22 protein-coding genes and 1 pseudogene are annotated in these 20,199 nt (G+C 54.8%); 8 read left to right on the forward strand and 15 right to left on the reverse strand.

What is annotated here, in order from left to right; all coding sequences use genetic code 11:
• Positions 1 to 68: 68 nt before the first annotated feature.
• The 7 genes and pseudogenes from WLY71_RS17285 to WLY71_RS17315 all read left to right on the forward strand — a co-directional run bounded on the left by WLY71_RS17285 (position 69) and on the right by WLY71_RS17315 (position 5,628).
• Positions 69 to 277, forward strand: a pseudogene (locus WLY71_RS17285) (hypothetical protein).
• 165 nt (positions 278 to 442) lie between these two features.
• Complete coding sequence (locus WLY71_RS17290) at positions 443 to 736, forward strand: hypothetical protein (RefSeq protein WP_347804508.1); 294 nt, start codon at positions 443 to 445, stop codon at positions 734 to 736.
• Positions 737 to 989: 253 nt separating this feature from the next.
• The gene (locus WLY71_RS17295; RefSeq protein WP_347804509.1) at positions 990 to 2,327 is read left to right on the forward strand and encodes a Wzz/FepE/Etk N-terminal domain-containing protein; all 1,338 of its coding nucleotides are present in this window, start codon (positions 990 to 992) and stop codon (positions 2,325 to 2,327) included.
• Positions 2,328 to 2,594: 267 nt separating this feature from the next.
• Positions 2,595 to 2,807, forward strand: a complete 213-nt coding sequence (locus tag WLY71_RS17300; RefSeq protein ID WP_347804510.1) for a hypothetical protein — start codon at positions 2,595 to 2,597, stop codon at positions 2,805 to 2,807.
• A gap of 369 nt (positions 2,808 to 3,176) precedes the next feature.
• The gene (locus tag WLY71_RS17305) at positions 3,177 to 3,425 is read left to right on the forward strand and encodes a hypothetical protein (protein ID WP_425589933.1); all 249 of its coding nucleotides are present in this window, start codon (positions 3,177 to 3,179) and stop codon (positions 3,423 to 3,425) included.
• Positions 3,426 to 3,548: 123 nt separating this feature from the next.
• Positions 3,549 to 3,932, forward strand: coding sequence for a hypothetical protein (locus WLY71_RS17310; protein WP_347804512.1), 384 nt, complete (start codon positions 3,549 to 3,551; stop codon positions 3,930 to 3,932).
• Positions 3,922 to 5,628: an AIPR family protein gene (locus WLY71_RS17315; RefSeq protein ID WP_347804513.1), complete on the forward strand. Its 1,707-nt coding sequence runs from the start codon at positions 3,922 to 3,924 to the stop codon at positions 5,626 to 5,628. Before WLY71_RS17310 ends, WLY71_RS17315 begins: the two co-directional genes overlap by 11 nt.
• Before the next feature lie 236 nt (positions 5,629 to 5,864).
• On the opposite strand, the gene WLY71_RS17320 is transcribed toward WLY71_RS17315, so the two are convergent.
• From WLY71_RS17320 to WLY71_RS17340, 5 genes are all read right to left on the reverse strand, one after another.
• Positions 5,865 to 6,953 (reverse strand): DNA cytosine methyltransferase, encoded by a 1,089-nt coding sequence (locus tag WLY71_RS17320; RefSeq protein ID WP_347804514.1) that lies wholly within the window; start codon positions 6,951 to 6,953, stop codon positions 5,865 to 5,867.
• Positions 6,953 to 7,663: an MAE_28990/MAE_18760 family HEPN-like nuclease gene (locus tag WLY71_RS17325; RefSeq protein WP_347804515.1), complete on the reverse strand. Its 711-nt coding sequence runs from the start codon at positions 7,661 to 7,663 to the stop codon at positions 6,953 to 6,955. The genes WLY71_RS17320 and WLY71_RS17325 overlap by 1 nt, the downstream gene beginning before the upstream one ends.
• Entirely contained in the window at positions 7,660 to 8,760 is a 1,101-nt protein-coding gene (locus WLY71_RS17330) for a DUF262 domain-containing protein (protein WP_347804516.1), read from the reverse strand. The genes WLY71_RS17325 and WLY71_RS17330 overlap by 4 nt, the downstream gene beginning before the upstream one ends.
• Before the next feature lie 156 nt (positions 8,761 to 8,916).
• Positions 8,917 to 10,194, reverse strand: coding sequence for a translesion error-prone DNA polymerase V subunit UmuC (umuC, locus tag WLY71_RS17335; protein WP_347804517.1), 1,278 nt, complete (start codon positions 10,192 to 10,194; stop codon positions 8,917 to 8,919).
• Complete coding sequence (locus WLY71_RS17340; RefSeq protein WP_347804518.1) at positions 10,187 to 10,612, reverse strand: LexA family protein; 426 nt, start codon at positions 10,610 to 10,612, stop codon at positions 10,187 to 10,189. Before WLY71_RS17340 ends, umuC begins: the two co-directional genes overlap by 8 nt.
• A gap of 95 nt (positions 10,613 to 10,707) precedes the next feature.
• Between WLY71_RS17340 and WLY71_RS17345 the strand changes: the two genes are divergently transcribed.
• Entirely contained in the window at positions 10,708 to 11,415 is a 708-nt protein-coding gene (locus tag WLY71_RS17345) for an SOS response-associated peptidase family protein (protein WP_347804519.1), read from the forward strand.
• On the opposite strand, the gene WLY71_RS17350 is transcribed toward WLY71_RS17345, so the two are convergent.
• The 10 genes from WLY71_RS17350 to WLY71_RS17400 all read right to left on the reverse strand — a co-directional run bounded on the left by WLY71_RS17350 (position 11,412) and on the right by WLY71_RS17400 (position 20,196).
• Entirely contained in the window at positions 11,412 to 11,630 is a 219-nt protein-coding gene (locus WLY71_RS17350) for a hypothetical protein (RefSeq protein ID WP_425589935.1), read from the reverse strand. The two genes, WLY71_RS17345 and WLY71_RS17350, sit on opposite strands and share 4 nt — an antisense overlap.
• A gap of 219 nt (positions 11,631 to 11,849) precedes the next feature.
• Positions 11,850 to 12,644: a DNA adenine methylase gene (locus WLY71_RS17355; protein ID WP_347804521.1), complete on the reverse strand. Its 795-nt coding sequence runs from the start codon at positions 12,642 to 12,644 to the stop codon at positions 11,850 to 11,852.
• Positions 12,645 to 12,793: 149 nt separating this feature from the next.
• Positions 12,794 to 13,330 (reverse strand): lysis system spanin subunit, encoded by a 537-nt coding sequence (locus WLY71_RS17360; RefSeq protein WP_347804522.1) that lies wholly within the window; start codon positions 13,328 to 13,330, stop codon positions 12,794 to 12,796.
• The gene (locus WLY71_RS17365; protein ID WP_347804523.1) at positions 13,312 to 13,875 is read right to left on the reverse strand and encodes a glycoside hydrolase family 19 protein; all 564 of its coding nucleotides are present in this window, start codon (positions 13,873 to 13,875) and stop codon (positions 13,312 to 13,314) included. Before WLY71_RS17365 ends, WLY71_RS17360 begins: the two co-directional genes overlap by 19 nt.
• Before the next feature lie 49 nt (positions 13,876 to 13,924).
• Positions 13,925 to 14,971, reverse strand: coding sequence for a phage late control D family protein (locus WLY71_RS17370; protein ID WP_347804524.1), 1,047 nt, complete (start codon positions 14,969 to 14,971; stop codon positions 13,925 to 13,927).
• Between the two features lie 83 nt (positions 14,972 to 15,054).
• Positions 15,055 to 15,261, reverse strand: coding sequence for a tail protein X (locus WLY71_RS17375; protein ID WP_149417768.1), 207 nt, complete (start codon positions 15,259 to 15,261; stop codon positions 15,055 to 15,057).
• Complete coding sequence (locus WLY71_RS17380; RefSeq protein ID WP_347804525.1) at positions 15,236 to 16,081, reverse strand: phage tail protein; 846 nt, start codon at positions 16,079 to 16,081, stop codon at positions 15,236 to 15,238. Before WLY71_RS17380 ends, WLY71_RS17375 begins: the two co-directional genes overlap by 26 nt.
• 9 nt (positions 16,082 to 16,090) lie before the next feature.
• Positions 16,091 to 18,931, reverse strand: a complete 2,841-nt coding sequence (locus tag WLY71_RS17385; RefSeq protein WP_347804526.1) for a phage tail tape measure protein — start codon at positions 18,929 to 18,931, stop codon at positions 16,091 to 16,093.
• Between the two features lie 150 nt (positions 18,932 to 19,081).
• Complete coding sequence (locus WLY71_RS31375) at positions 19,082 to 19,678, reverse strand: phage tail assembly protein (protein ID WP_425589934.1); 597 nt, start codon at positions 19,676 to 19,678, stop codon at positions 19,082 to 19,084.
• A gap of 14 nt (positions 19,679 to 19,692) precedes the next feature.
• Positions 19,693 to 20,196 (reverse strand): phage major tail tube protein, encoded by a 504-nt coding sequence (locus WLY71_RS17400; protein WP_347804527.1) that lies wholly within the window; start codon positions 20,194 to 20,196, stop codon positions 19,693 to 19,695.
• Between the last annotated feature and the right edge of the window lie 3 nt (positions 20,197 to 20,199).

The raw sequence follows: 20,199 nt of genomic DNA on the forward strand, positions 1-20,199 counted from the left end.
GTAACACCTACCTGTCATGGGCAATGCCGGTACTTTTCTTTTGCTTTCTCTCGAAAGGAGTCGCAACCATGCCTGGTGAATATTCGCTGTCAGATGTACTGGGGAGGATCGACCATAATCAGTTAGCTTTGGAGGCGTCGTAATGGAGCTGACGCTTCAGGTTAAACAGCAGGGTTTAGCTGAGGCGGGCGAACATAACCGGGGAGCGCTGCGAACGATTGGTGAAAACACTGGTTTTATCAAACAGGGCCTGGCCCGGCTCAGGGCTATACCTTAGCTAGAAATTCAGTAAGGCGAGGCTATGGAACGGATCGAGGATTCGCTGCCTGTAAGTGCGTTGTACCCACCGTGTTACACATCGAAACAGCATAAGCCTATTGTCACTAAAAGAACCGCAGCGTACAGTGATAGCACATCAGCATCAATAACGTAGGGAATGCGTATGATTGCCATCCGATTCGCAGTGCTCATCCTAAGCCTCATCCTCTCTGCCAGTGCGATCGCAGCACCCAAAACACTCAAGCAAGGCTCACTAATCTGCCCTTCGGAAGAGACATACGACACACAGCTAAAGTACATCGTCCAAGGCACGAACAAACTCATTGGCGGCTGTGGATTTACCAACAAGACTTATACAGAGATTGTCCTCGACTTGAATGTTTTCAGCGCATCCAAAGTTCAAGTTATTGAGAACGACGCAACTGTTTGGACTGCTCACGAATCATTCTCGAACTAAAAACTTGTTAATATATCACTGGGGCAATGGGTCGAACTCATACGCTGGTGTATGGTCCTGCATTGTAAGGCCAGGAATTCATAGTTGAGAATGACGTGTCATCTCCAAAGATGCGGCTCGCTTGAACAAAGGAAGCCCTTGGGGCATCACAAGAATGTTACAGCCTGATGGTCAACTCCGGGAAGCTAGGATCGATTCCGGTAAAATCATAAAAAACTACTGTCCAGTAGTCGAAATTTAGGATGAGTTAATTTTGAGCAATCTTTCAAGTAACGCGCTACCCTCCCCCCCGAGCGAGATCAATCTGATCGAATTATTTCACACCATCTGGAAACAGAAAGTTCTTATCTTAGGCTTCGTCGTTTTAGCCGGAGCGATAGGAACCATTATTACTTTCTCCATACCACGGGAGTTTCAAGTAAGCTCGCTGCTCAGACCTACCGCAATTAACGAGCTGGATGCACTTAATCGCTCTCAGGTCTATACGCTGCCCCCCACCGAAGCACTGAATAAAGTAGGCGCTCGCTTAGATTCTTATGAGGCTCGCTTTGATTTCTTTAAAGCTAACCCCGAACTTTTTAAGCCGTTTAATAAACCCGATCAGAGCCTTGAGCAGGGTTTTGAGGCTTTTAATCGTAATTCTATAAGTTTGGTTCTACCCGACCCTAAGAAAACCGAGCTCAGTAGTTATATACGTTTAGACATGCGTTACCCCGAAGGCGTTGACGGGGTCGCAATTACGAATGGTTTTGTTGATTATGCCCTAGCTTTGGAGCGTGTCCAGGTCGGGGCTGATCTCAAGGTGATTGTCGACAACCGTCTTGCGGAGGTAAAAGGCAAAATTAGCGCGGCCCGTTCCAGTTACGATACAGGAAAAGAGTCGAAAATCGCAGAGTTCATTGAGCGAGATAATGTGAAACGTGCCCAACTGAAAGATGAGTTGGCTGGTCTACGCTTTCAGATGAGCGTCGTGCGTTCCAACCGATTGGCGGAGTTAACCGAGGCAATTTCTATCGCCAAGGTCATGGGGATCAAACTTCCAACCACTCCGTCCTCTATAGCGAGCTCATCGGGCGATAGTTCTGGGCGGGGGATGCGCACCGAGGTTAATAATCGAGCGATCCCACTTTATTTTATGGGAACCGATGCGCTTGAGGCGGAAGTTGCGACTTTGAGACGACGTTCTAATGATGATTTTACCAACGGTAGAATTGCCGAAATCGGTAAAGAGTTGAAGATGTTAGAATCTAATCGCGAGGTTGAAATTCTTAATCAACGCAAAAACGAAGATATTTTTATCCAGAATATCGACCCGTTGCGCGCCGAAAACGCCAGGCTACGTAACATCAACACAGATATGAGCAACTTGAAATTGGTCTCCGTTGATCGGCGTGCGCAGGAGCCTATAGGCCCAACTAGACAATTCAGAACCTCGATTATCCCTTTGAGTTTGTTTTTCGGGTTGATTTTAGGTGTATTAATAGCGCTGGCCCGACAGGCAATCTTAAACCGTCAGGACGGTCTATCTCCTAGGACTTTGCGCCGACCTGAAGTACAAGTTCAGCAGGGAGATTTTCTATCGAAAATTTAGTTCTCTACTGACGATTATGGTTTGCTTAAGGTATTGCTTGAGCAGAAGTTCAAATTGATTCGAGATACATAGCGGAGAGTTACGATATCCGAGCGTATTGCGGGCGAGTGTTGGATTGGGCTAGCACTTCCCCAACGCCACAACCAGACTGACTAATCCGCAGCACACTCTTCGATTTGTAGCAATTTCTAAGCAAGCCGTAATAACTGCCTGACAGGGGCACTGCCAGTACTATGCTTTTACTTTTTCTCGAAAGGAGTCGAAACCATGCCAGGTGAGTATTCGCTATCGGATGTGCTGGAGAGGATCTACCACAACCAGTTAGCTTTGGAGGCCGCCGTGATGGAACTGACGCTTAAGGTTGAACAGCAGGGTTTAGCTGAAGCGGCAGAAAATGTCCGGGGAGCGCTGCACACGATTGGTGAAAACGCTGGCCATATCAAACAGGGCCTCGCAAAGCTCAGAACCAAAGATCTGTAATCAGTGCACACGCCAATTGTGTTGGAGTATCAAGACTAAAACTCCCTACAGGCGCTATCCATAAGGCCTGTAGGGCATCTTTGACAAGTGGCTGAAAGTGTTAAGTTGGCATTGAAAGGCATAGATTGGCGGCTGGTTTGCCCCATTTTTGCCCCACGGCTTTCAAGCGACAGGAATCGCCCGATGATGGATTGGACGCACTTATCATAATGCCCCAGTAAATAAAGGCTAAAAAAGCCTACTCAGAATCTCCGTACCAATTTCGTACCACCATCATTCATCACTTCATTAAAATCAGACGCAATCCCCTCCGCTGTAGCAAATTTTAAGCAACCGTTTTCGGGCCAAATCACGGGCACTGCCGCTGCTATGCTTGAATTTTCTCGAAAGGAGTCGGTAATCGTGACAATTGAATACTCACTGTCGGATGTTTTGGAAAGGATCTATCACAATCAAATGGCCCTAGAGGCAGCCGTCATGGAGCTGACCTTGTTAGCAGAAGCCCAGGGCGCGGCGGAAGTAGGGGGAAATGTTCGTGGGGCTTTAGAGACAATTGGTGAGAACGCAGGCCACATCAAGCAAGGCCTAGCTCGATTAAAAATCAAACACGAGGAGTAATTGACTGCAGCGGCCTGAGCGCTAGATGACATTGGTGTTGCTTCAGTGGCACCACTCGATCTACATACTGTGCTCAAATGCAGGTAACGCGATTCGCCACTATCAAGCGCGAGGTACTGCTATTTGAACGACACATTGGTTGTCATCAACGCAATTGAGGAGCTAAAAGCCCGGCCTGGCTTTGAAGTCCCACTGGCTTTCCATCCTCACACCTCCCGAGGGTTCGGGTCGGCCGTCGCTCCCCACCGCTTTTTAGAAAAGCCGATTGGTGGTATCGCGCACTGTCATCAGCCTCACATGGCTGGATATCTCATCACAACAAACGACGGCAGAGAGACAGGCATAGGCGCCAATTGTGGTGCCACTCATTTTGGCGTCTTATTCACCCGAAAACGGAAGCGAGTGGATCGGGCGATCGCCCGACGGCAAATCGACGCAATTGCTGAAATGACGATCGTTACTCCTACGACTAAAAACCATCAGCACGGATCATTAGATGAAAAATAATCTTATTTTTACTTACCCTGAAATTCTAGGAATGTTTGGGCGACACCTGCTGGCTGGCCGAACAGAATCTCGTGCTTTTCTCGGATGGTACTTGGAACACTACTTTCGACTGGAGGAATCTGACTCTCAAGATACCATTTGTGACGGCCCCGACGACAAGGGGATTGACGGTATCTACGTCGATGAAAACTTTGAAAAAATTGTAGTATTTCAAACAAAACTCTATCAAAACGCTCGCAAAACCCTCGGCGATGTTACGCTCAAAGAGTTTGCTGGAACAATGGACCAACTAAAGTCAAAAGCCAGCATCGAAAATCTCGTAGCCACAACGGTTAACATAGAGCTAAAGGGCCTTATTAAAGATCTGGATATCGCGAATCTAGTCGAGAAAGGCTACAAAATCACTGGGGTTTTCATCACAAATGTTGAAGCTGATAATAACGCAAAAAATTATATAGCCCAACGACCTGACATAGTAATTTTTGACCAACTTAGACTATCTGAAGATTGGGTTGCGGCGGGAGAGTCTGCGCCCGTTCATTCTTCAGTAACTTTTCGCCTCGACGGCCAAATGGCAATCGAGTATACGACACCAGATGCTAAAGTTTTTGTAGCGCCGCTTCTTGCTACTGAACTGGTAGCGCTGCCTGGACTACAAAGCGGGGAGCTTTTTGCTTGGAACGTGAGGAAAGCGCTTGGCAGAACAAAAGTAAACAAAGCGATTGCGGAGAGTGTAAACGAACAAGCAGAGCATAAAAACTTTATCCTTTACCACAACGGTTTAACTATTCTTGCCGAATCTGCGACCCGCGAAAATGACCACATTACAATTGACGGATATACTGTTGTTAACGGGTGCCAAAGCCTCACAACCCTTCATGAGCAGCGAGCGAAAATAACTAACGAACTGAGACTGCTAGCTCGTATTATTATGCTGCCACCACAAAATGAGCTCGCAGCAAAAATCACCCGACACAGCAACAACCAAAATTCGATTAATGCACGCGACCTTCAATCTAACAGTAATATTCAAAAAAGACTTCAGACCGAGTTTCGCAAAGATTTTCCCGGAGTATTTGACTACGAAATAAAGCGTGGTGAAAAACTCACAGCCGATAAAGTAATTACTAACGAAGAGGCGGCGCGCCTTCTACTCGCATTTGACTTACAACAACCGTGGTCTTGTCACCAGTCTTACAAATTGTTCGATGAATTACACAGTGAAATATTCGGGCGCCCCGAAGTTACAGCTAGCAGAATCGTAGCGCTTCAAATATTGCACCAAGCAATAATAAACTCTCTAGAATTGTTTAGAGATCAACTTGTAGCGAATTACAAACTTGTTCAGTTTTTTATGCTTTATCTTATCCGCCAGGCAATGCAAGAAGATGATGCTGGCAAAGCGTTTATCTCAAATGCTGGCCGTTTAGTAGAGATTGCCGGTGCCAATAATGCGCTCAAGATATTCGCGCCAATAGTGGCTGACCTGATAACAGATCTGAATGCTGAGATTGAAGAACGCAGAGAAGGTAACAACCCATTTGACCATAAGCGAGAACTCAAAAGCCCGACTGCGATAAAGACACTCTCAAAGCAAATCATTCCGTCCTATGTCAAAGCTATTCGACGTGACCGAGCGACATCTTTCACAGCTGAACTGGCGAAATACGGAATCAGTCCAGGCGATTTGGAATAAGTCTCTATTCTTCGACGACGATCAGCTAGACCACCAGAAGGTGGTCTAGTTTGCCTAGACCTGATGATCCACAGCCGACCGCAGTCATTGGGCAAGACGTTTGCAAAGTGTGGATAGGGATTCGAACCCCTTTCCGCGTCCACCGGGGCCGCCACTGGCCATATAAAACGGCATTTTCGGGCCATGAGCAAGGCGTAGTGCGGCATGCAGCGGCCTCGGACATGCACTATTTCACCCTAAGCTTTCATCCCGTCCGCATGACTGGCACTGCGATATTCTGCTACGTGCTCTTTAATGAACCGACCGATAACTGCTCCAAGCGTTACGGGTACGGCGTTTCCAATCAACCTACCAACCTTAGCGAAGCTCACGGCTTCACCTTCTGGAAGGAAAGAGTAATCCCGGGGGAACCCTTGAAGCATAGCCGCCTCACGAAGGCTAATTGCTCGATCCTGTTCTGGGTGACCGAACCGTCCATTTCCATACCCAAAGCACTGTGTCGTAATCGTTGGTGCTGGAGAATCCCATTCCATTCGCCCATATACCGAGGGGTAAGTTGCGCCGGTTTCTTTAGTGTGGCAGGACGAGAGAAGGCGCTCCGGCCAATCTCTCCAAGTGCCACCGGCAACAGAGGAGCGGATACGCTCCATATTAATGCTGCTTAGCCGACTAGCCTTATGCAACCGGTCATGTGGATCTATCCCACCCGCATTAATTTCAGGCAGCCCCCCAATGATCGAACGAACTGTTTGTCGGGGCAAATCGAAATTAGGAATCTCAATCGGCCCAAGCTTAGATGCAACTAGAACCAAACGCTTTCTGGTCTGTGGGAGCCCAATCAAGTTGCATTCAATAACTTTCCAATCTACCCAATACCCTTCAAGCGCTTCTAAAAAGGTTTTGAATACTTCCTGCTGTGATAATGGAGGAACATTTTCCATTGTCACGATATCAGGTTGAACCTTTCTTATAATATTGCCGAAGTGCTCAGCAAGACGCCAATCTTCACTCCGACCATCGCCAGCACCCTCGCCGTGCCTTTGCTTCGCGGCACGGGAATATGTAGAGAATGGTTGGCAGGGAGCGCATCCGGCAAGGAGTGTAAAATCTCCCCCTGTCAAAGCTTCCTTAACCACTGCAGCATCTAACGCAGCAACGTCGGCTTGTAAAAATTTAGCCCTAGAATTAGCTTCTATGGCATGGGCGCAATGCGGGTCAATATCGACCCCAAGCGTTACCGAAATACCGGCCGTCTCAAGACCATAAGTAAGGCCACCGGCCCCACAAAAAAGATCGACGGCAACAATTTTGTCTACTTTTTGCATCAAACAGCAGCCGCAAAGTGCTTATTATCCACAAAGCCCTGAAATGCATCCACGGCCAGCTCCATATATTCAATAGTTATATCAGCTAAATCTTGGATGTCCTGAAGAGATAAATCCCTTGCTCCATCCTCAAATGAACGCCGTCCATGAGCAATGGCATTCCTTCTATCAGCCAAAAATTCCAACGGGGTCTTATCTCCATACTTAGAACTTTTCGCCATCTTTCGCGCTATTTCCGGCACCAACCTGAATTCCACTTTTAGTCGCTGCGAGAACGTATAGATCACCTTATCCGACCAGGTGCCCGATGGCTTCTTAAATGTTAGATCTTGGATGGGCTCTCTAGTCAACAACTTTAAAGCGGCTTTGTGAACAACATCCAAACGAGTATCTTCATTCCCGTCAGAACCAGTCGCCGCATATAATCGTAACCACTCTTTCAATGTTTCCGTTGTCCACTCGGAAGGGGGGGTGACCTGCACCGCTTGTCCAACCTCCTGAATTGTACGCGTCATTACTGACTCAACGATATTGTAGAGATGAACTATCAAACCCGATTTTATAGTCGACAAATGACGAACAGTTAAAGCAGTCTCACCGATTGAGACAGGATCTCCGACAAATAGCCGGCGATCAAGAGCATGAGCAAGTGACATATGCACTAGAAACTCTTCTTTCCGCTCCGAAAGAGCCGTACGCAGAGTAGTCATTCTTCGGCCAACATGCGGACAATGATGTCTATCCTTCCTTCTAATTTCGAGCGTACATTCGCACCATCTGACACAACTACTGTATCGAAATGGGCCTTATGCATCCGCTCTGATATTACTTTCGAGTCTACTTTCAAATCAGGATTAGCCCTCAACGCAAGAGCTGAACCTACAGATAGAGCCTCAAATCTAACCCGTGGTACTGTGTTGGCTGTTGTGTTCTTTCTAAACCCTAGCTCAAAAGTATTTTGAACAAATTCTAACATCCGACAAAACTCATCACTCATAGCTTGAATAATGTCCGGCCGATCTTTTGCAGCTAAATTTGCGTCTTTCAAATAATCATATATGAATTTTTTTGGACGATCGCGATACCCCGGGAAACGACCTTCTGGAGTGTCATTTCGATTGAGGTATGCGAAGAAGCGGGTGACAAGCTCTTCGCGCTCACGCGAGCTAACAGCTTTGGCAGTAAGTGGAGTCATCTTCATGAATCTTGGATCTTCAGCCAGCTTGGCAATCAAATCCGTTACATCTCCTGGCAATGAACCCCTACGAATTTCCGCTTCATTTGCGGTCGTGCCCATACGATTGATTCGAGCAAACATTTCCGCTCGGGTCGAAGGATCTGTGTCGGTATCTAGAATGATCGTACGGATTGTAATATCTTCTAATTTGTTAACTCTGTCACTGTGGAGATCAGCAACCGAGAAGCCATTCAGCTCAGGCACTAACACTAAATCTCGCAAGCGTAGACCTTCTTTTAGAAAAGATCTCATTGCTCTCATTCGTTGCGACCCGTCAACAATCTCCATTCTGCCGTCACCTGTTTGGTAGAAAAACATAAACGGGATGGGCAAACCAATTATCAAAGATTCAATGAACTGCGATTTTTGCTCATCATTCCACGACAGGTTGCGTTGATATGAGGGTACGAAATATCGATCATCAGTATCATTTTTAAATCTTTCGACGTACATCGAAACTGGATATTCAGCAACATTAAACTTAACCTGGCGAGCTACAACAGAAACAGCGGCCTCCGCCTCTCGCTTCGCCTCTGCACTCGGCTCAACGCCTCTGCTTTTCTTGACCATTTAAATTGCATTCCCCAGGTTGAACAACATTCGATATCATTTTAGTTCTAAATACATCTCATTCTAGAACCTACAGCGTATTCAAAAGGCTGCTATGGTATCACGCTTGAATTCCATTCCGGGCGCACCACGCTGACGCGCAGTAGGAAATGGAGTTTATCGACATGCGACACACCACAACTCATCTAGCTTGGTGGTGTAGCTCTGGCTCATCATCTCCCGTCGCATCCCCCATTCTGGACCAGTCGGCACGCTGGCGGCTCGCAGTGTCCCCCTCCCCCATCGTCCATTGATCTGGTCCAGCACTGCCATCACCCGGGTTGCCTCAGTGGGCTGGGACGCGGCGAACAGATCGTCGGTGTATTCACCGGGCTGGCACAGGTTCAGCAGCATTACTTCTGCCTTGCTGTAGTTGAACCCAGGGCGAAACACACTATCGAGCGCATCGACAGCCGCCTTAGTCAGCAGACGCACATCGTCCGTCGGGTAAGGCAGGTCCACCATCACGCCATTCGAGTACTTGGCTTCCTCGGGATTGAACATTCCGGTACGGATGCTGACCCGGATCTTCTTGCACAGCGACTTCTGCGCTCGGAGCTTTTCCGATGCCCGCATCATATAGGTGGCCACGGCCTCCTTTATCGGCGCCAGCTCCTTCAGCCGTTTTCCGAACATCCGACTGCAACAGATCTCCTGCTTCGGCGGGTTCGGCTCGTCCAACTCTAAGCAGGACGTGCCGGCCAGCTCACGGGCGGTTTTCTCAATCACCACACTGAAGTTCTTGCGCAGCGACCAGGCGTCAGCCTTGGCCAAGTCCATGGCCGTTTTGATGCCCATGGCATCCAAGTGCATTTTCATGCGGCGACCCACACCCCACACCTCGGCCACATCGGTGTTGCGTAGCACCCAATCGCGTTTCACCGGATCGCAAATATTCACGACCCCCCCGGTCTGTGCCTGCAAACGCTTTGCTGTGTGGTTGGCCAGCTTGGCCAAGGTCTTGGTCGGGGCGATACCCACACCAACTGGGATGCCGGTGCATCGTAGAACCTGGGCGCGAATCTGCCGGCCGAGCACGTCCAGCCCATCGATACCGGTGAGATCAGCAAAGGCCTCGTCGATGCTGTACACCTCAACAGCCGGGACCATGGACTCGATCAGACTCATGACCCGTTCGCTCATGTCGCCGTACAGGGCGTAGTTCGACGAGAACGCGACGATGCCGTGCTGTCTGAGCTTGTGCTTGATCTGGAAATACGGCTCCCCCATTTTTACGAAGGGCTTGGCGTCGTAGCTGCGCGCGATGACACAGCCGTCGTTGTTCGACAGAACCACGATTGGGACTTTGGCCAGATCTGGGCGGAACACACGCTCGCAACTGGCATAGAAACTGTTGCAGTCTATCAAGCCAAAAACCGGTGGCGACTTAGACATGGCTGCGCACACTGCCGGTGATCACGCCCCAGATGGACAGCTCGTCCCCCTCAAGCACGTACCGTGGCGGGTATTTAGGGTTTTCCGACAGCAGGATCACATCTTTGCCGCGAATACACAGGCGCTTGCACACCGGATCATTGTTTAGCAATGCAACGACGATGTGGCCGTGTGCTGGCTCAAGCGAGCGATCCACCACCGCCAGATCGCCTTCAAAGATTCCCGCGCCCTGCATGCTCTCCCCGATGATCGACACGAGGTAGACGTGCGGCGCGCGGATGTTCAACACCTCATCCAGCGATATGTGGGCCTCGATGTGATCTGCTGCTGGCGAAGGAAAACCGGCCGGCACCTGGAACAGGCACAGCGGCAGCTTCAGGCCGCCCTCGGCGATAGGGCCTAGAATTGAGTAGCTCATGACGCACGACTTCCAATACTGTACGAATATACAGTTAACTGTCAGAAAGGCTTGCGGTCAATTTTTGTAGGGAATATCGGATAGGCGGGCGAGCTATGTGCGGACGACTTTCACAGTACGACGGCATCCACGACTTCGTTGCGGCGCTGAGTATGCCCAACGCCCTGATCAATAACACCGGCGACCTGCCCTTCGAGCGCTACAACGCAGCACCCACCACCCAGCTGGCCATCTTCCACCAGGAGGGCCAATACCTGCAGGCCGACATGGTTCGTTGGGGCTGGCGGCCGCATTGGGCCAAGGATCGCGCCGCGCCGATCAATGCCCGGGTAGAGAACGTGGCCCACGGCTCGTTCTTCCGTGCAATCTGGCCGCACCGGGCAATCATCGCGATCAACAACTGGTTCGAATGGGTGGATGAAGGCGGGCCTAGAAAGCAGCCGTACTTGATTCGTCGCCGGGATCGTGCGCCCATTCTGTGCGCTGCAATTGGACAATATCCAAGCGCCGGGCGGGAACCCACCGAGAATAACGGCTTCGTGATCATCACTGCCGACAGTGTCGGCGGTATGGTGGACATTCACGACCGCCGCCCGGTGACACTGTCGCCAGAACTGGCGCGGGAATGGCTGGAGCCAAGCACGCCCAAGGAGCGCGCCGAACAGATGGTGCTACTGCAGGGTGAACCGACTGAGGCGTTCGAATGGTTTAAAGTGGACCGCGCCATCGGCAATGTGCGCAATCAGAGCCCTGAGTTGATAAAACCTAGCGCGGCAGAACATCCTGCCCCTGACTTGTTCTAAATCGATGCCAGGGACTTGAGGCGTTCTTCCAGCGCAGTTTCGATAACCACGTAAAGATTTTCCGCGTCTCCAGACCTTAAGGCGCCGACCGTTTCCATCCCGAGCACGAGCCCCTCCGCCCGAGCGCCAGCCTTCACGGCCACAATAATTGAGTCCGCGCGCGCTATCTGCGCCAAAAGACGGTCCGACTCCCTCTTCATCTTGTCGTTCAACACCACATCCGACACCACGGCGATCCTCTAGTTGAACATCCTATACATCACCAATAGGACCACTGAAGTCCACGCGAGTGCCATCAGAATTGAGAGCCCAACTAGTTGCTTGTCCATGAGCGATCGCTTTGAAAATCCGAAGAAGGGATAAGAGGCTATCCCCACCAGCATTAGCAGGAGGCCATCGCGGCACTAGATCGATCAGCAATAAAAACGTACCGACTAAAACAGCCCTCCTAACTCTGCCGGTTCCCAGTTCATGATGACCAGCTCGCCACTGACCTCGGCTTTGCCTTGGCGCTGATTGGTGTTGCAGTAACGTATGTCCAGTGTCTCAAAATGAAAACCTTCGAACGTACGTCGGATGTCCGGATGGTCGTTGATGCTGACCATTACTTTGCCTTTGCAGCGGCGCATAAAGTCGGCCATTCGCTCGTAATTCTCAAACGCAAAGTCCACCCCATAGCCGGCGGTCTGCCAGTAAGGCGGGTCCATGTAGTGAAAGGTGTGGGCACGGTCGTAACGCTCGGCGCATTCGAGCCAGGGTAGGTGTTCGACGTAAGTGCCGGACAAGCGCTGCCACGCAGCCGAGAGATTTTCCTCGATCCGCAGCAGGTTGATCGCCGGGCCGGTGGTCGCGGTACCGAACGTCTGTCCAGTGACCTTGCCGGCGAAAGCATGGTGCTGCAGGTAGAAAAACCGTGCGGCGCGCTGGATGTCGGTGAGGGTTTCGGGGCGGGTCATCTTCTGCCACTCGAACACCTGGCGCGAACTGAGAGCCCATTTGAATTGGCGCACAAATTCTTCCAGGTGGTTCTGCACGACGCGGTACAGCGTGACCAAGTCGCCGTTGATGTCGTTGAGGACTTCAACCGGCGCGGCCTGGGGTCGCATGAAGTAGAGCGCGGCACCGCCGGCAAAGACTTCGACGTAGCATTCGTGAGGCGGAAAAAGCGGAATGAGGCGGTCGGCCAGGCGGCGTTTCCCGCCCATCCAAGGAATGATGGGTGTAGACATAGAGAGCAAGACCTTTACTGTATGGATAAACAGGTGCTAGGCTCGCCGCGCTTCGTGCACGGAGTAAGAGCCTTGGCTGGACTTGCAGGGACAATCTGCGGGGACGGCGGTCGGGTTGGATGTTGACGCATCCACCCCGGCCGCTCTTTTCACTTCGGTGTTGAGATTTCTTTGACGTAGGCCTGACAGGCCGCTAGGGCGATCAGTCCTTGGTCGCCGACATCGGTGATGCCGATAATTCGTTGAGCATGCGCCGGGTCAAGTTGGGCTCTTGTGGGGCCATGAACCAAGCCGCCGGTGGTGGCGGTTGGCATTGCACCGTTTTCGCTGGCAACGGGGGCGAGTAGGACTGACAGGCGCAGATCAGCAGTGGCAAGGCGGTCGCGCAGGCGACCTTGATCACGTTGGGCATCGCTCAGGGCTCGGTAATGGGTTTGTTCAATGACGGAAAGCCGCTGTTCCAGTGCCAGGCGCTTGTCCTGCTCGGCTTGTTGTTGAGTCGCCGCCGCCAGCGTCTGTTGGTTGAGGATTTCCGCGTGCCGGCGGGCTTGTTGCTCCAGCTGCTGGCCATAGCGCCAGTCCTGGACCTGCCACGCTAACGCAGCGGATCCCCCTGCCAAAGCGACCAGAAGGACACCGCTAGCCAGCAGCCGATACGGTGCTGGGATCAGGTCGACGAGACGCATAGCACCGCCCTCGCCCGAGCCCACAATTCCAGCCGATCCGCCAGCCCATTGAGACCGCCGTTGATCTTGCGGGTGATCGCTTCGAACTCATCCCGATCCGCCAGCGCGCTCAACTCGCGCACCCACCAGAACCATGCGGCCGACTCGGCAGCCCATTGCGGCAGCTCAAGCAGCTCAGGGGTGCGCAGCAATCGTTCGTCACCGAACAGCGCCAGGCTGCAGCGCAGGTAGTTATTGCGACCGGTTACCTGGATTAGACCGCGCCCGCGATAGCGCTGGCCATCGCCATCTTCTTCTGGGGTGTTGCCCAGTTTCGCGGCCAGATTGCCGGTGTCGTACTTGCTCAGGTACTGATCGCCGCCCAGCTCACGGACGTACTGCAGCTGACCCGACTCGTGGCCAACTTGGGCCAGAAACGCCGCCTGACGTTTCGACGTATTGATTTGCCGATGCGCCATGGCCGTGTTGAGGGCGGATACAAAAACGCCCGCTTGGCGGCGGGCGTTGGGCATGATGCGTTGTAGCTGTTGCTCAGTGATGGACATACAAAACTCCAGACGTAAAAAAGCCGCCCTCAGGCGGCAACGGAATGCGTTAAGTCGCGTTGACGCTCACGACCTTGAGCGGCGGTTTAGCTTTCTTCTTTTTAGCTTTGGACTTGCCCTGCTTGCCGGCATTGCACTCGACCGTGGTCGACCAGCCGGACTGGGTAAACACCTGCTCGACCGAATCCGCCAAGTACTCGCCATCAAGGCCGACCTTGAAACCCTGGGCGTTGATCAATCGCTCGGCAAAGATGTCGGTCCGGCCGTCCATCTCGAAACGCACGTCAGCGGTCGAGCGATTGAACGCCGCCAAACGCGCCTTGGCGGCCGACTCGGCGGCGGTCTTGTTCGGGTAGATATGCCGATCGGTATGCACCGCCGGCAAGCCATCCGGGGCGTCGTCGTTATCCACCGAGAGGATGGCGAGCTTGCCGGTCTTCTTGTCTTGGTGCTTGGTCGCCACGGCCTTGTGCGAGTTGCGATCGCCCAGGCTGAACTGCCAGCGACTGAGGTCGCTACGCGTCAGGGTGATCGCGCCAAAGGCCTTGCCGCTGGCCGTCTGGCCCGCTTGACGCGGCATCACCAACAGCTTGCCGTCGGCGACCTTGGCCGTGCAGTCGTATTGCTTGGCCAGCCGCGTGATGAAATTAAAATCCGACTCGTTGAGCTGATCGACCCGGGCGACTTTCGTGCTCACCGGGCACACCGGCTGCCAGCCATTGCGCGCGGCGATGTCGGCCACGATCTTCGACAGCGGCACGTCTTCCCAGCTGCCGTTGCGGATGGTCTTGCCACTGCCGCGCATGTCGCTGGCCTTGCCCTTGATCACGATCGTGTCCGGCGGACCCGACACCTCGACCGTGTCCACCGCGTAACGCCCCATTCTCGCCAAGGACGTTTCGGCATAGCCTAGGTAGATCTCGATCGAGCTGCCACGCTGAGGCAGCACCACCTGGCCGTCGCGGTCATCAATGCGCAACTCAAACTCGTCGGACTCCATCCCGGGCTTGTCAGAGGTGCGCAGCAACAACAACCGATCATTGATCTTGGCCGTCACATCGGCGCCATCGGCCACGATTCGAAACATGGGGGTCATGGATTTTGCTCAAAAAAAAACCCGCACAAGGCGGGTAAAAAAAGAAAGGAGCTTGAGGAATCAATCGGCACGAGTGTAGACCATCAATCCCACAAGCTAACCCCCTCCCCAGTCGGGCTGGGCAGATCCGGCAGATAGATCACCACGCCGGTACGGTAGGGCTGGGGCTCATCCGCCAACCCCTGATTGGCATCCAGCACCGCTTCGGTGCTGCCGTTCAGATGGCCATACACGTTATGGCAAATGACATCGAGCATGTCGCCATCAGACGTTCTGCATGTCGTCGCCATAGCGCACAAACTCCAGAGTGAACCCTTGTTTACGCGGAATCCCGCCGTGCAAAAACGCGCCTTGCTCGTCGCCGATGGTCTTCAGGCACCACGTCCCAATCACCTCGCCATAGCCCGTGGTCAGGGTCAGCGGCTGAAGCCGGGCGCCAATGGTGCGCAACGTGTCGAGCTGCTTGAGGCCACCTTTGAAGCCCGGGTAGATCGTGCCTTTGAGCGTAAGCTTTTCCTCTCCCATCCCAATGGCCTGCTGCGCCGGGCGGCGCGACAGGCGTTCCTGGGAGGCCCAACGGAATTCGGTCGAGCGACTCAGCTCGTCGAAGGCCGCCGTGTCCAGATTGAAGAAGTACGGTTGAAGCTTCGGGTCGCGGGGCTGAATGATCAGCAGGTGCGGGAACGGCTTCACCGCTTCCGGCGCGGGTGTCGCATCCACGGCAAAGGAACTGGTAGGCACGATGTTGGCCAACGACGGGCTGACCTTGCCGGCGATGTTGTTGATCGCCGTCGCCGCCTTGCCCGCCTGTTCCTTCAGCGTCCCCATCCGTTCCTGTACTTCGGCGGCCGCCCGGGTCGCCCGGCCGTACACCGCCACCACCTGACCGACCTTGGCCTGGGCCGCGTCGACGCCGCGCATCACCCGCTGAAGCTTGGCGCCGATCGCCGGCCCCACGAACGGGATATTTTCCAGCTCGGAGGCCGCTCCAGTGATTTCACTGATCGCGCCGTTGACAGGGCCCAGCATGCCGTCCGCACTGCGCCGACCAGCCTCCCCGGCTTCGACCAAGTACTTGAGCCCCGCTTGCAACTGTTCCATATACGCCATGCGGCCTCCTTACAGGTGGGGTTCGTCGTACAGCTTGGTAGCGTTCTGTTTCGCGGCGTCCGCCATCATCCGCTGCATGTGCGGCATCAGATCCTGAGCCATACGTTGCGGATCTTTAACGTCACCGTTCACCGTGACCGGCATGTTCAGCGAGTACTGAAACTGCTGATCCACTTTGGTCGGTGCCGGCTTCTCCGGCTCCTTGGGCTGAATGGCCACGGCCGCCGCCTTGGTCGGCGCCTGTACGGCCATGGCGCGAGCAACGTCGCCCAGCGCCGGCCCTTGCGGGATAGTCCCCGAGGCCATCAGCAACGCACCGGAGCCCTTCGCGCCATCGAACGATTGACCCATGCTGGCCAAGCTGGGAATAGCTGGACCCGGGCGCGGCGCCATCAACAACGGCGCGACCGGAGCGGCGGGTTTTTCCTCGTCGCCACCAAACACCGACTTGCCCACGGCGCCGCCCACCATCTGGCCGCCCTGACTGCCGAGGTAGGCACCAATCAAGCCACCGATCGCGGTCCCGATAATCGGCACCACCGAACCAATGGCCGCACCGGCCGCCGCGCCGGCCATGGTGCCTGCCAGATTGCCGGCCGCCGCACCGTAACCCTCGGCCTGTTCGCCTTGGGTTTTGGCATTCTCATAGGTGTCGAACGCCATGGCGCCGGCATCCAGCAGCGCGCCGCCGGGAATCATCTTGGCGGCTTTGCCGATCTTGCCGACCGCCTGCACCACCCCGCCCAGCCGGGCCATCGAGCCGGCCGAAACCGGTACCGGTGGAATCGGCGGACGCGGCACTGGGACCGGTGGCCGTGGCCCCGGAATCGGCGAGCGCGAAGAACTACCCGGCCGAGGCAACGGCCGACGGCGCGAAGCATTGCGCCTTGACCCGCGTCCACGCCGGCGCGTTTCCCCAGGGCCATCAGCGCCGCCGCCCAGGGCTCCCGCGTTGACCACGAAAACCTTCTTTACGCCGTCACCGCCAGTGTCGTCGCCACCACCACCGGCCGCGTCTTTGGCCTGCGAAACCAGTTCCAGACCGGCCGACACCACATCCAACTTGCCGGGCTTCTTGCCGCCCTCAGCGTCGTCACCGCCCCCGGTCGCGCCTTTGAACGCCGCCACCGCCTTGAGCCCGGTTTCCACCAGCGACAACGCCTTGCCGGCCTTGCCCTTGGGCGCCGAGCCTTCACCGTCCTCGGGATTGGTGACAAAGACCTTTTGCACCGCGCCGGCCTTGCCACCACCCAGCGAGCCACGCGCCAGGTTGAACAGCCCTTTACCCATCTTGAACGAACTGAACAGACCCGTGAGCGTGACCAATCCACCACCGACCAACGCGATCCCCGTCACCACCCCGGGCGCGCTGTCAGACATTGAGGTAATGCTTTTGGTGACCTTGGTCAGCGCCTCGGCCACCGTGTCCGTGACCGGGCGCAGGGCGTCCCCCACGCTGCGCATGGCGTCATCCATCGACTGAGCCATTTCGGCCCACTTCTGCGACGACGCCTCACGCCGCTCGCTGAGGTTTTTGTCGAGGATGCCGGTTGCATCGCGCGAATCGTTTTTAAGCTGGCTGTACAGCGCCTTGTTCTGCATGAAAGCCGACAGCGCGGCCTTGACCTGCATATCAGCGAACAGGTCGCCAGTGCGCAGCGACTCTTCCAGAGAGGCCATCATGGCCTTGGCTTTCTCCGGGTCGGCTTGCTGGCTGATTTCGGATGTCGCTTTGGCCATCGCCGCCGCGCGCTTCGGATCGGTGGCTTGAATGTACTTCTGCGCCAACGCCATGCTGGTTTCCAGCGTGGACATACCGTTTTGCAAACCGGTCTGCATCGAACCCTTATAGTCGATACCGGCCTTTTCATACGCCTTGACGGTGTCGCCGGAGCCGATTTTGCCCATCCAGTTTTTGAGGTTGTTGGCCGCCTCATCGGCGCCGCCGGCCGACTTCATCTGCACTTGCAGCATGGCGCCCAACTGCGTCACCGCATCCATGCCGGTGATGCCCAGACTACCCATGTTGGCCAACAGCTCAGGGAACCATTTCGCCATGTCGGCCGCTTCAAAGCTGCCCGCCTGCCCTTGATAGGCAATCGCCTCTAGCGCCTGCTGCATCTGTTTCGGGTCGGTGATCTTGGCGTTTTGCCCCAGCGCGTTGATCATCTTCGCCGTGTCGACACCGCTCGACCCCTGCCCCACGACAAACTTGGCCGCGACCGGCGCATATTCCAGCGCCTTGCTTAACTCCATACCGGCGCCAACCAACTGGTTGACCACGTCGGCCACATCGTTGCGCGCCATGCCGGTGTCACGCGAGGTGGCGATGATCTTTTGTGACATCTCCTTTTCTTGTGGCTTGTTGGCTATGCCGGCCTTGATCGCGATGTCACGCACAATGGCGCCGAAGTCCGCGCTGACCTTGGTCGGCACCGCCAGAGCCCCCACGCCAATGACAGCGGCGCCGACCGCTTTTTTCATGCCGGACTTTCCGGCGTCAAGCTGTTGATGCCCCTTGGCCTTCAGCTCAGCTTTATTGGCCGCCTGCCCCATGGCCCGATAGGACTTCTCCAGACGCCCGACTTCGACGCCCTGCTTTTTCAAGCTGTCCAGATTGGAGTTCAGCCGACTCAACAACTTGGAGGCGCCGGCAGCGCCGCTGTCGTGGGCCTTTTTCCATTCATCACGCAGGCGAATGGTGTCGCCAATCGTGCGCTGCAGCACACGCGCCTTGCTGCCTTCTACCTCGAGACGCTTGATGCGTCCCGTCACGTCTTTGAACGCAGCACCGACCGTAGAACTGACGGCGCCGCCGATGACCAGCCCGAGGGCGATCTTGTTCGCCATGTCATGGCCCCCATTTGCACAGCCTTACCGAAGGCGGCTCAATCCGTGAGCCACCACACCATCTCAGCAAACGGCATCGACAGAATCTCTGCGGCGGAAAATCCGGTTTCCGCCGCCAGACGTTTCGCGGCCATTTTTATGACGCCGGGGTCAAACCCCGTTGTCTTGGTCCATACGAAAATAGCCGGCCTGTAGGCGGTTAAAATCCACCAGCTTCAGGCCCTCCAGATCCGCGACAGGCGCACCGGCCAACTCGGCAAACAACACCAGCTCGCGCTGCTCGTCATCGCCGCCCGCCTCACGATTCGCCGAACGCACGTCGCGCACGGTCGGGGAACGCAGGGCCAACTTATCCACGGTGACGCCGTTGATTTGGCTCGGGCACGACAGCGTGACCAGCACGTTATCGGTGGTGATCGACAGCCACGCCGGCATCGACGTCGAGTAATCGGTATCAGGCGCCAGGCGCGAATAGGCCGCCTGGACACGGCGATAGTCCACCAGCTTGAGGCCTTCCAGATCCTTGAGGCCCACCTCGGCCAAGCCCGCGAACAACATCAGCTCGCGCTGTTCGTCATCGCCGTTAGAGGCACGGTCGGCCGCCCGCACTTCGCGCACGGCCGGGGCCCGCAAGGTCAGCGTCTCGACCTTGATCCCGTTGGCATCGCTGGGACGCGAAAGCGTCACGACGGCGCTCTCAGCGGTGACCGCCAGCCACGCCGGCAGTGCTTTATCAGTTGCTTTCATCTGGATCTATTCCCTTACATGCCGAGCGCGGTGCGCACTTCGGCCAGCTGGTCTTTGCCGTCGATCACCTGAATACCGGCGACCATGTCGATCTCGTACATCAGGCGCCCGTCGATTTCGAGCTTGTAATAAGTGACGGCGATGGCGTGTTTGATCTCGGCCGGATCACCGGCTTTCCAGTCGCCCAGGTCGACCTCTTTAAGCCGGCCGCGCAGGGTGGCAACCACCGCCGTCACGGTCCCCTTTTGCCCTCTGAACGCACCACGGAAAGTCGCATTGAACGCCGTGCCATCGGCCAGACCGAAGTACTTCAACGACTCACGGCGCACGCCCTTGGTGACAAAGGACGCCTCCATTTTTTCCAGCCCCTGATCCATCTCGATAGCACCGGCCATGCCGCCACCGCGATACTCGTCGGTCTTGCTGGTCAGCTTGGGCAACGTCAGGCTCGGCACGTCGCCGGAGAAGTTCACGCCATCAACGAACAGGTTCGTGTTAAACAAAGTTTGAGGAATCATTGA

Origin of the sequence: Pseudomonas rossensis (genome assembly GCF_039888995.1) — a bacterium.
GTDB lineage: Bacteria > Pseudomonadota > Gammaproteobacteria > Pseudomonadales > Pseudomonadaceae > Aquipseudomonas > Aquipseudomonas rossensis.

Excerpts from the sequence above, each read along its gene's own strand:
- WLY71_RS17325 (WP_347804515.1), bottom strand. The coding sequence starts at position 7,663 with ATGACTACTCTGCGTACGGCTCTTTCGGAGCGGAAAGAAGAGTTTCTA.
- WLY71_RS17340 (WP_347804518.1), bottom strand. The coding sequence starts at position 10,612 with ATGAGCTACTCAATTCTAGGCCCTATCGCCGAGGGCGGCCTGAAGCTG.
- WLY71_RS31375 (WP_425589934.1), bottom strand. The coding sequence starts at position 19,678 with ATGAAAGCAACTGATAAAGCACTGCCGGCGTGGCTGGCGGTCACCGCT.
- WLY71_RS17315 (WP_347804513.1), top strand. The coding sequence starts at position 3,922 with ATGAAAAATAATCTTATTTTTACTTACCCTGAAATTCTAGGAATGTTT.
- WLY71_RS17360 (WP_347804522.1), bottom strand. The coding sequence starts at position 13,330 with ATGCGTCTCGTCGACCTGATCCCAGCACCGTATCGGCTGCTGGCTAGC.
- WLY71_RS17305 (WP_425589933.1), top strand. The coding sequence starts at position 3,177 with ATGCTTGAATTTTCTCGAAAGGAGTCGGTAATCGTGACAATTGAATAC.
- WLY71_RS17400 (WP_347804527.1), bottom strand. The coding sequence starts at position 20,196 with ATGATTCCTCAAACTTTGTTTAACACGAACCTGTTCGTTGATGGCGTG.
- WLY71_RS17290 (WP_347804508.1), top strand. The coding sequence starts at position 443 with ATGATTGCCATCCGATTCGCAGTGCTCATCCTAAGCCTCATCCTCTCT.
- WLY71_RS17330 (WP_347804516.1), bottom strand. The coding sequence starts at position 8,760 with ATGGTCAAGAAAAGCAGAGGCGTTGAGCCGAGTGCAGAGGCGAAGCGA.
- WLY71_RS17320 (WP_347804514.1), bottom strand. The coding sequence starts at position 6,953 with ATGCAAAAAGTAGACAAAATTGTTGCCGTCGATCTTTTTTGTGGGGCC.
- umuC (WP_347804517.1), bottom strand. The coding sequence starts at position 10,194 with ATGTCTAAGTCGCCACCGGTTTTTGGCTTGATAGACTGCAACAGTTTC.
- WLY71_RS17355 (WP_347804521.1), bottom strand. The coding sequence starts at position 12,644 with ATGTCTACACCCATCATTCCTTGGATGGGCGGGAAACGCCGCCTGGCC.
- WLY71_RS17365 (WP_347804523.1), bottom strand. The coding sequence starts at position 13,875 with ATGTCCATCACTGAGCAACAGCTACAACGCATCATGCCCAACGCCCGC.
- WLY71_RS17385 (WP_347804526.1), bottom strand. The coding sequence starts at position 18,931 with ATGGCGAACAAGATCGCCCTCGGGCTGGTCATCGGCGGCGCCGTCAGT.
- WLY71_RS17345 (WP_347804519.1), top strand. The coding sequence starts at position 10,708 with ATGTGCGGACGACTTTCACAGTACGACGGCATCCACGACTTCGTTGCG.
- WLY71_RS17370 (WP_347804524.1), bottom strand. The coding sequence starts at position 14,971 with ATGACCCCCATGTTTCGAATCGTGGCCGATGGCGCCGATGTGACGGCC.
- WLY71_RS17380 (WP_347804525.1), bottom strand. The coding sequence starts at position 16,081 with ATGGCGTATATGGAACAGTTGCAAGCGGGGCTCAAGTACTTGGTCGAA.
- WLY71_RS17375 (WP_149417768.1), bottom strand. The coding sequence starts at position 15,261 with ATGGCGACGACATGCAGAACGTCTGATGGCGACATGCTCGATGTCATT.
- WLY71_RS17300 (WP_347804510.1), top strand. The coding sequence starts at position 2,595 with ATGCCAGGTGAGTATTCGCTATCGGATGTGCTGGAGAGGATCTACCAC.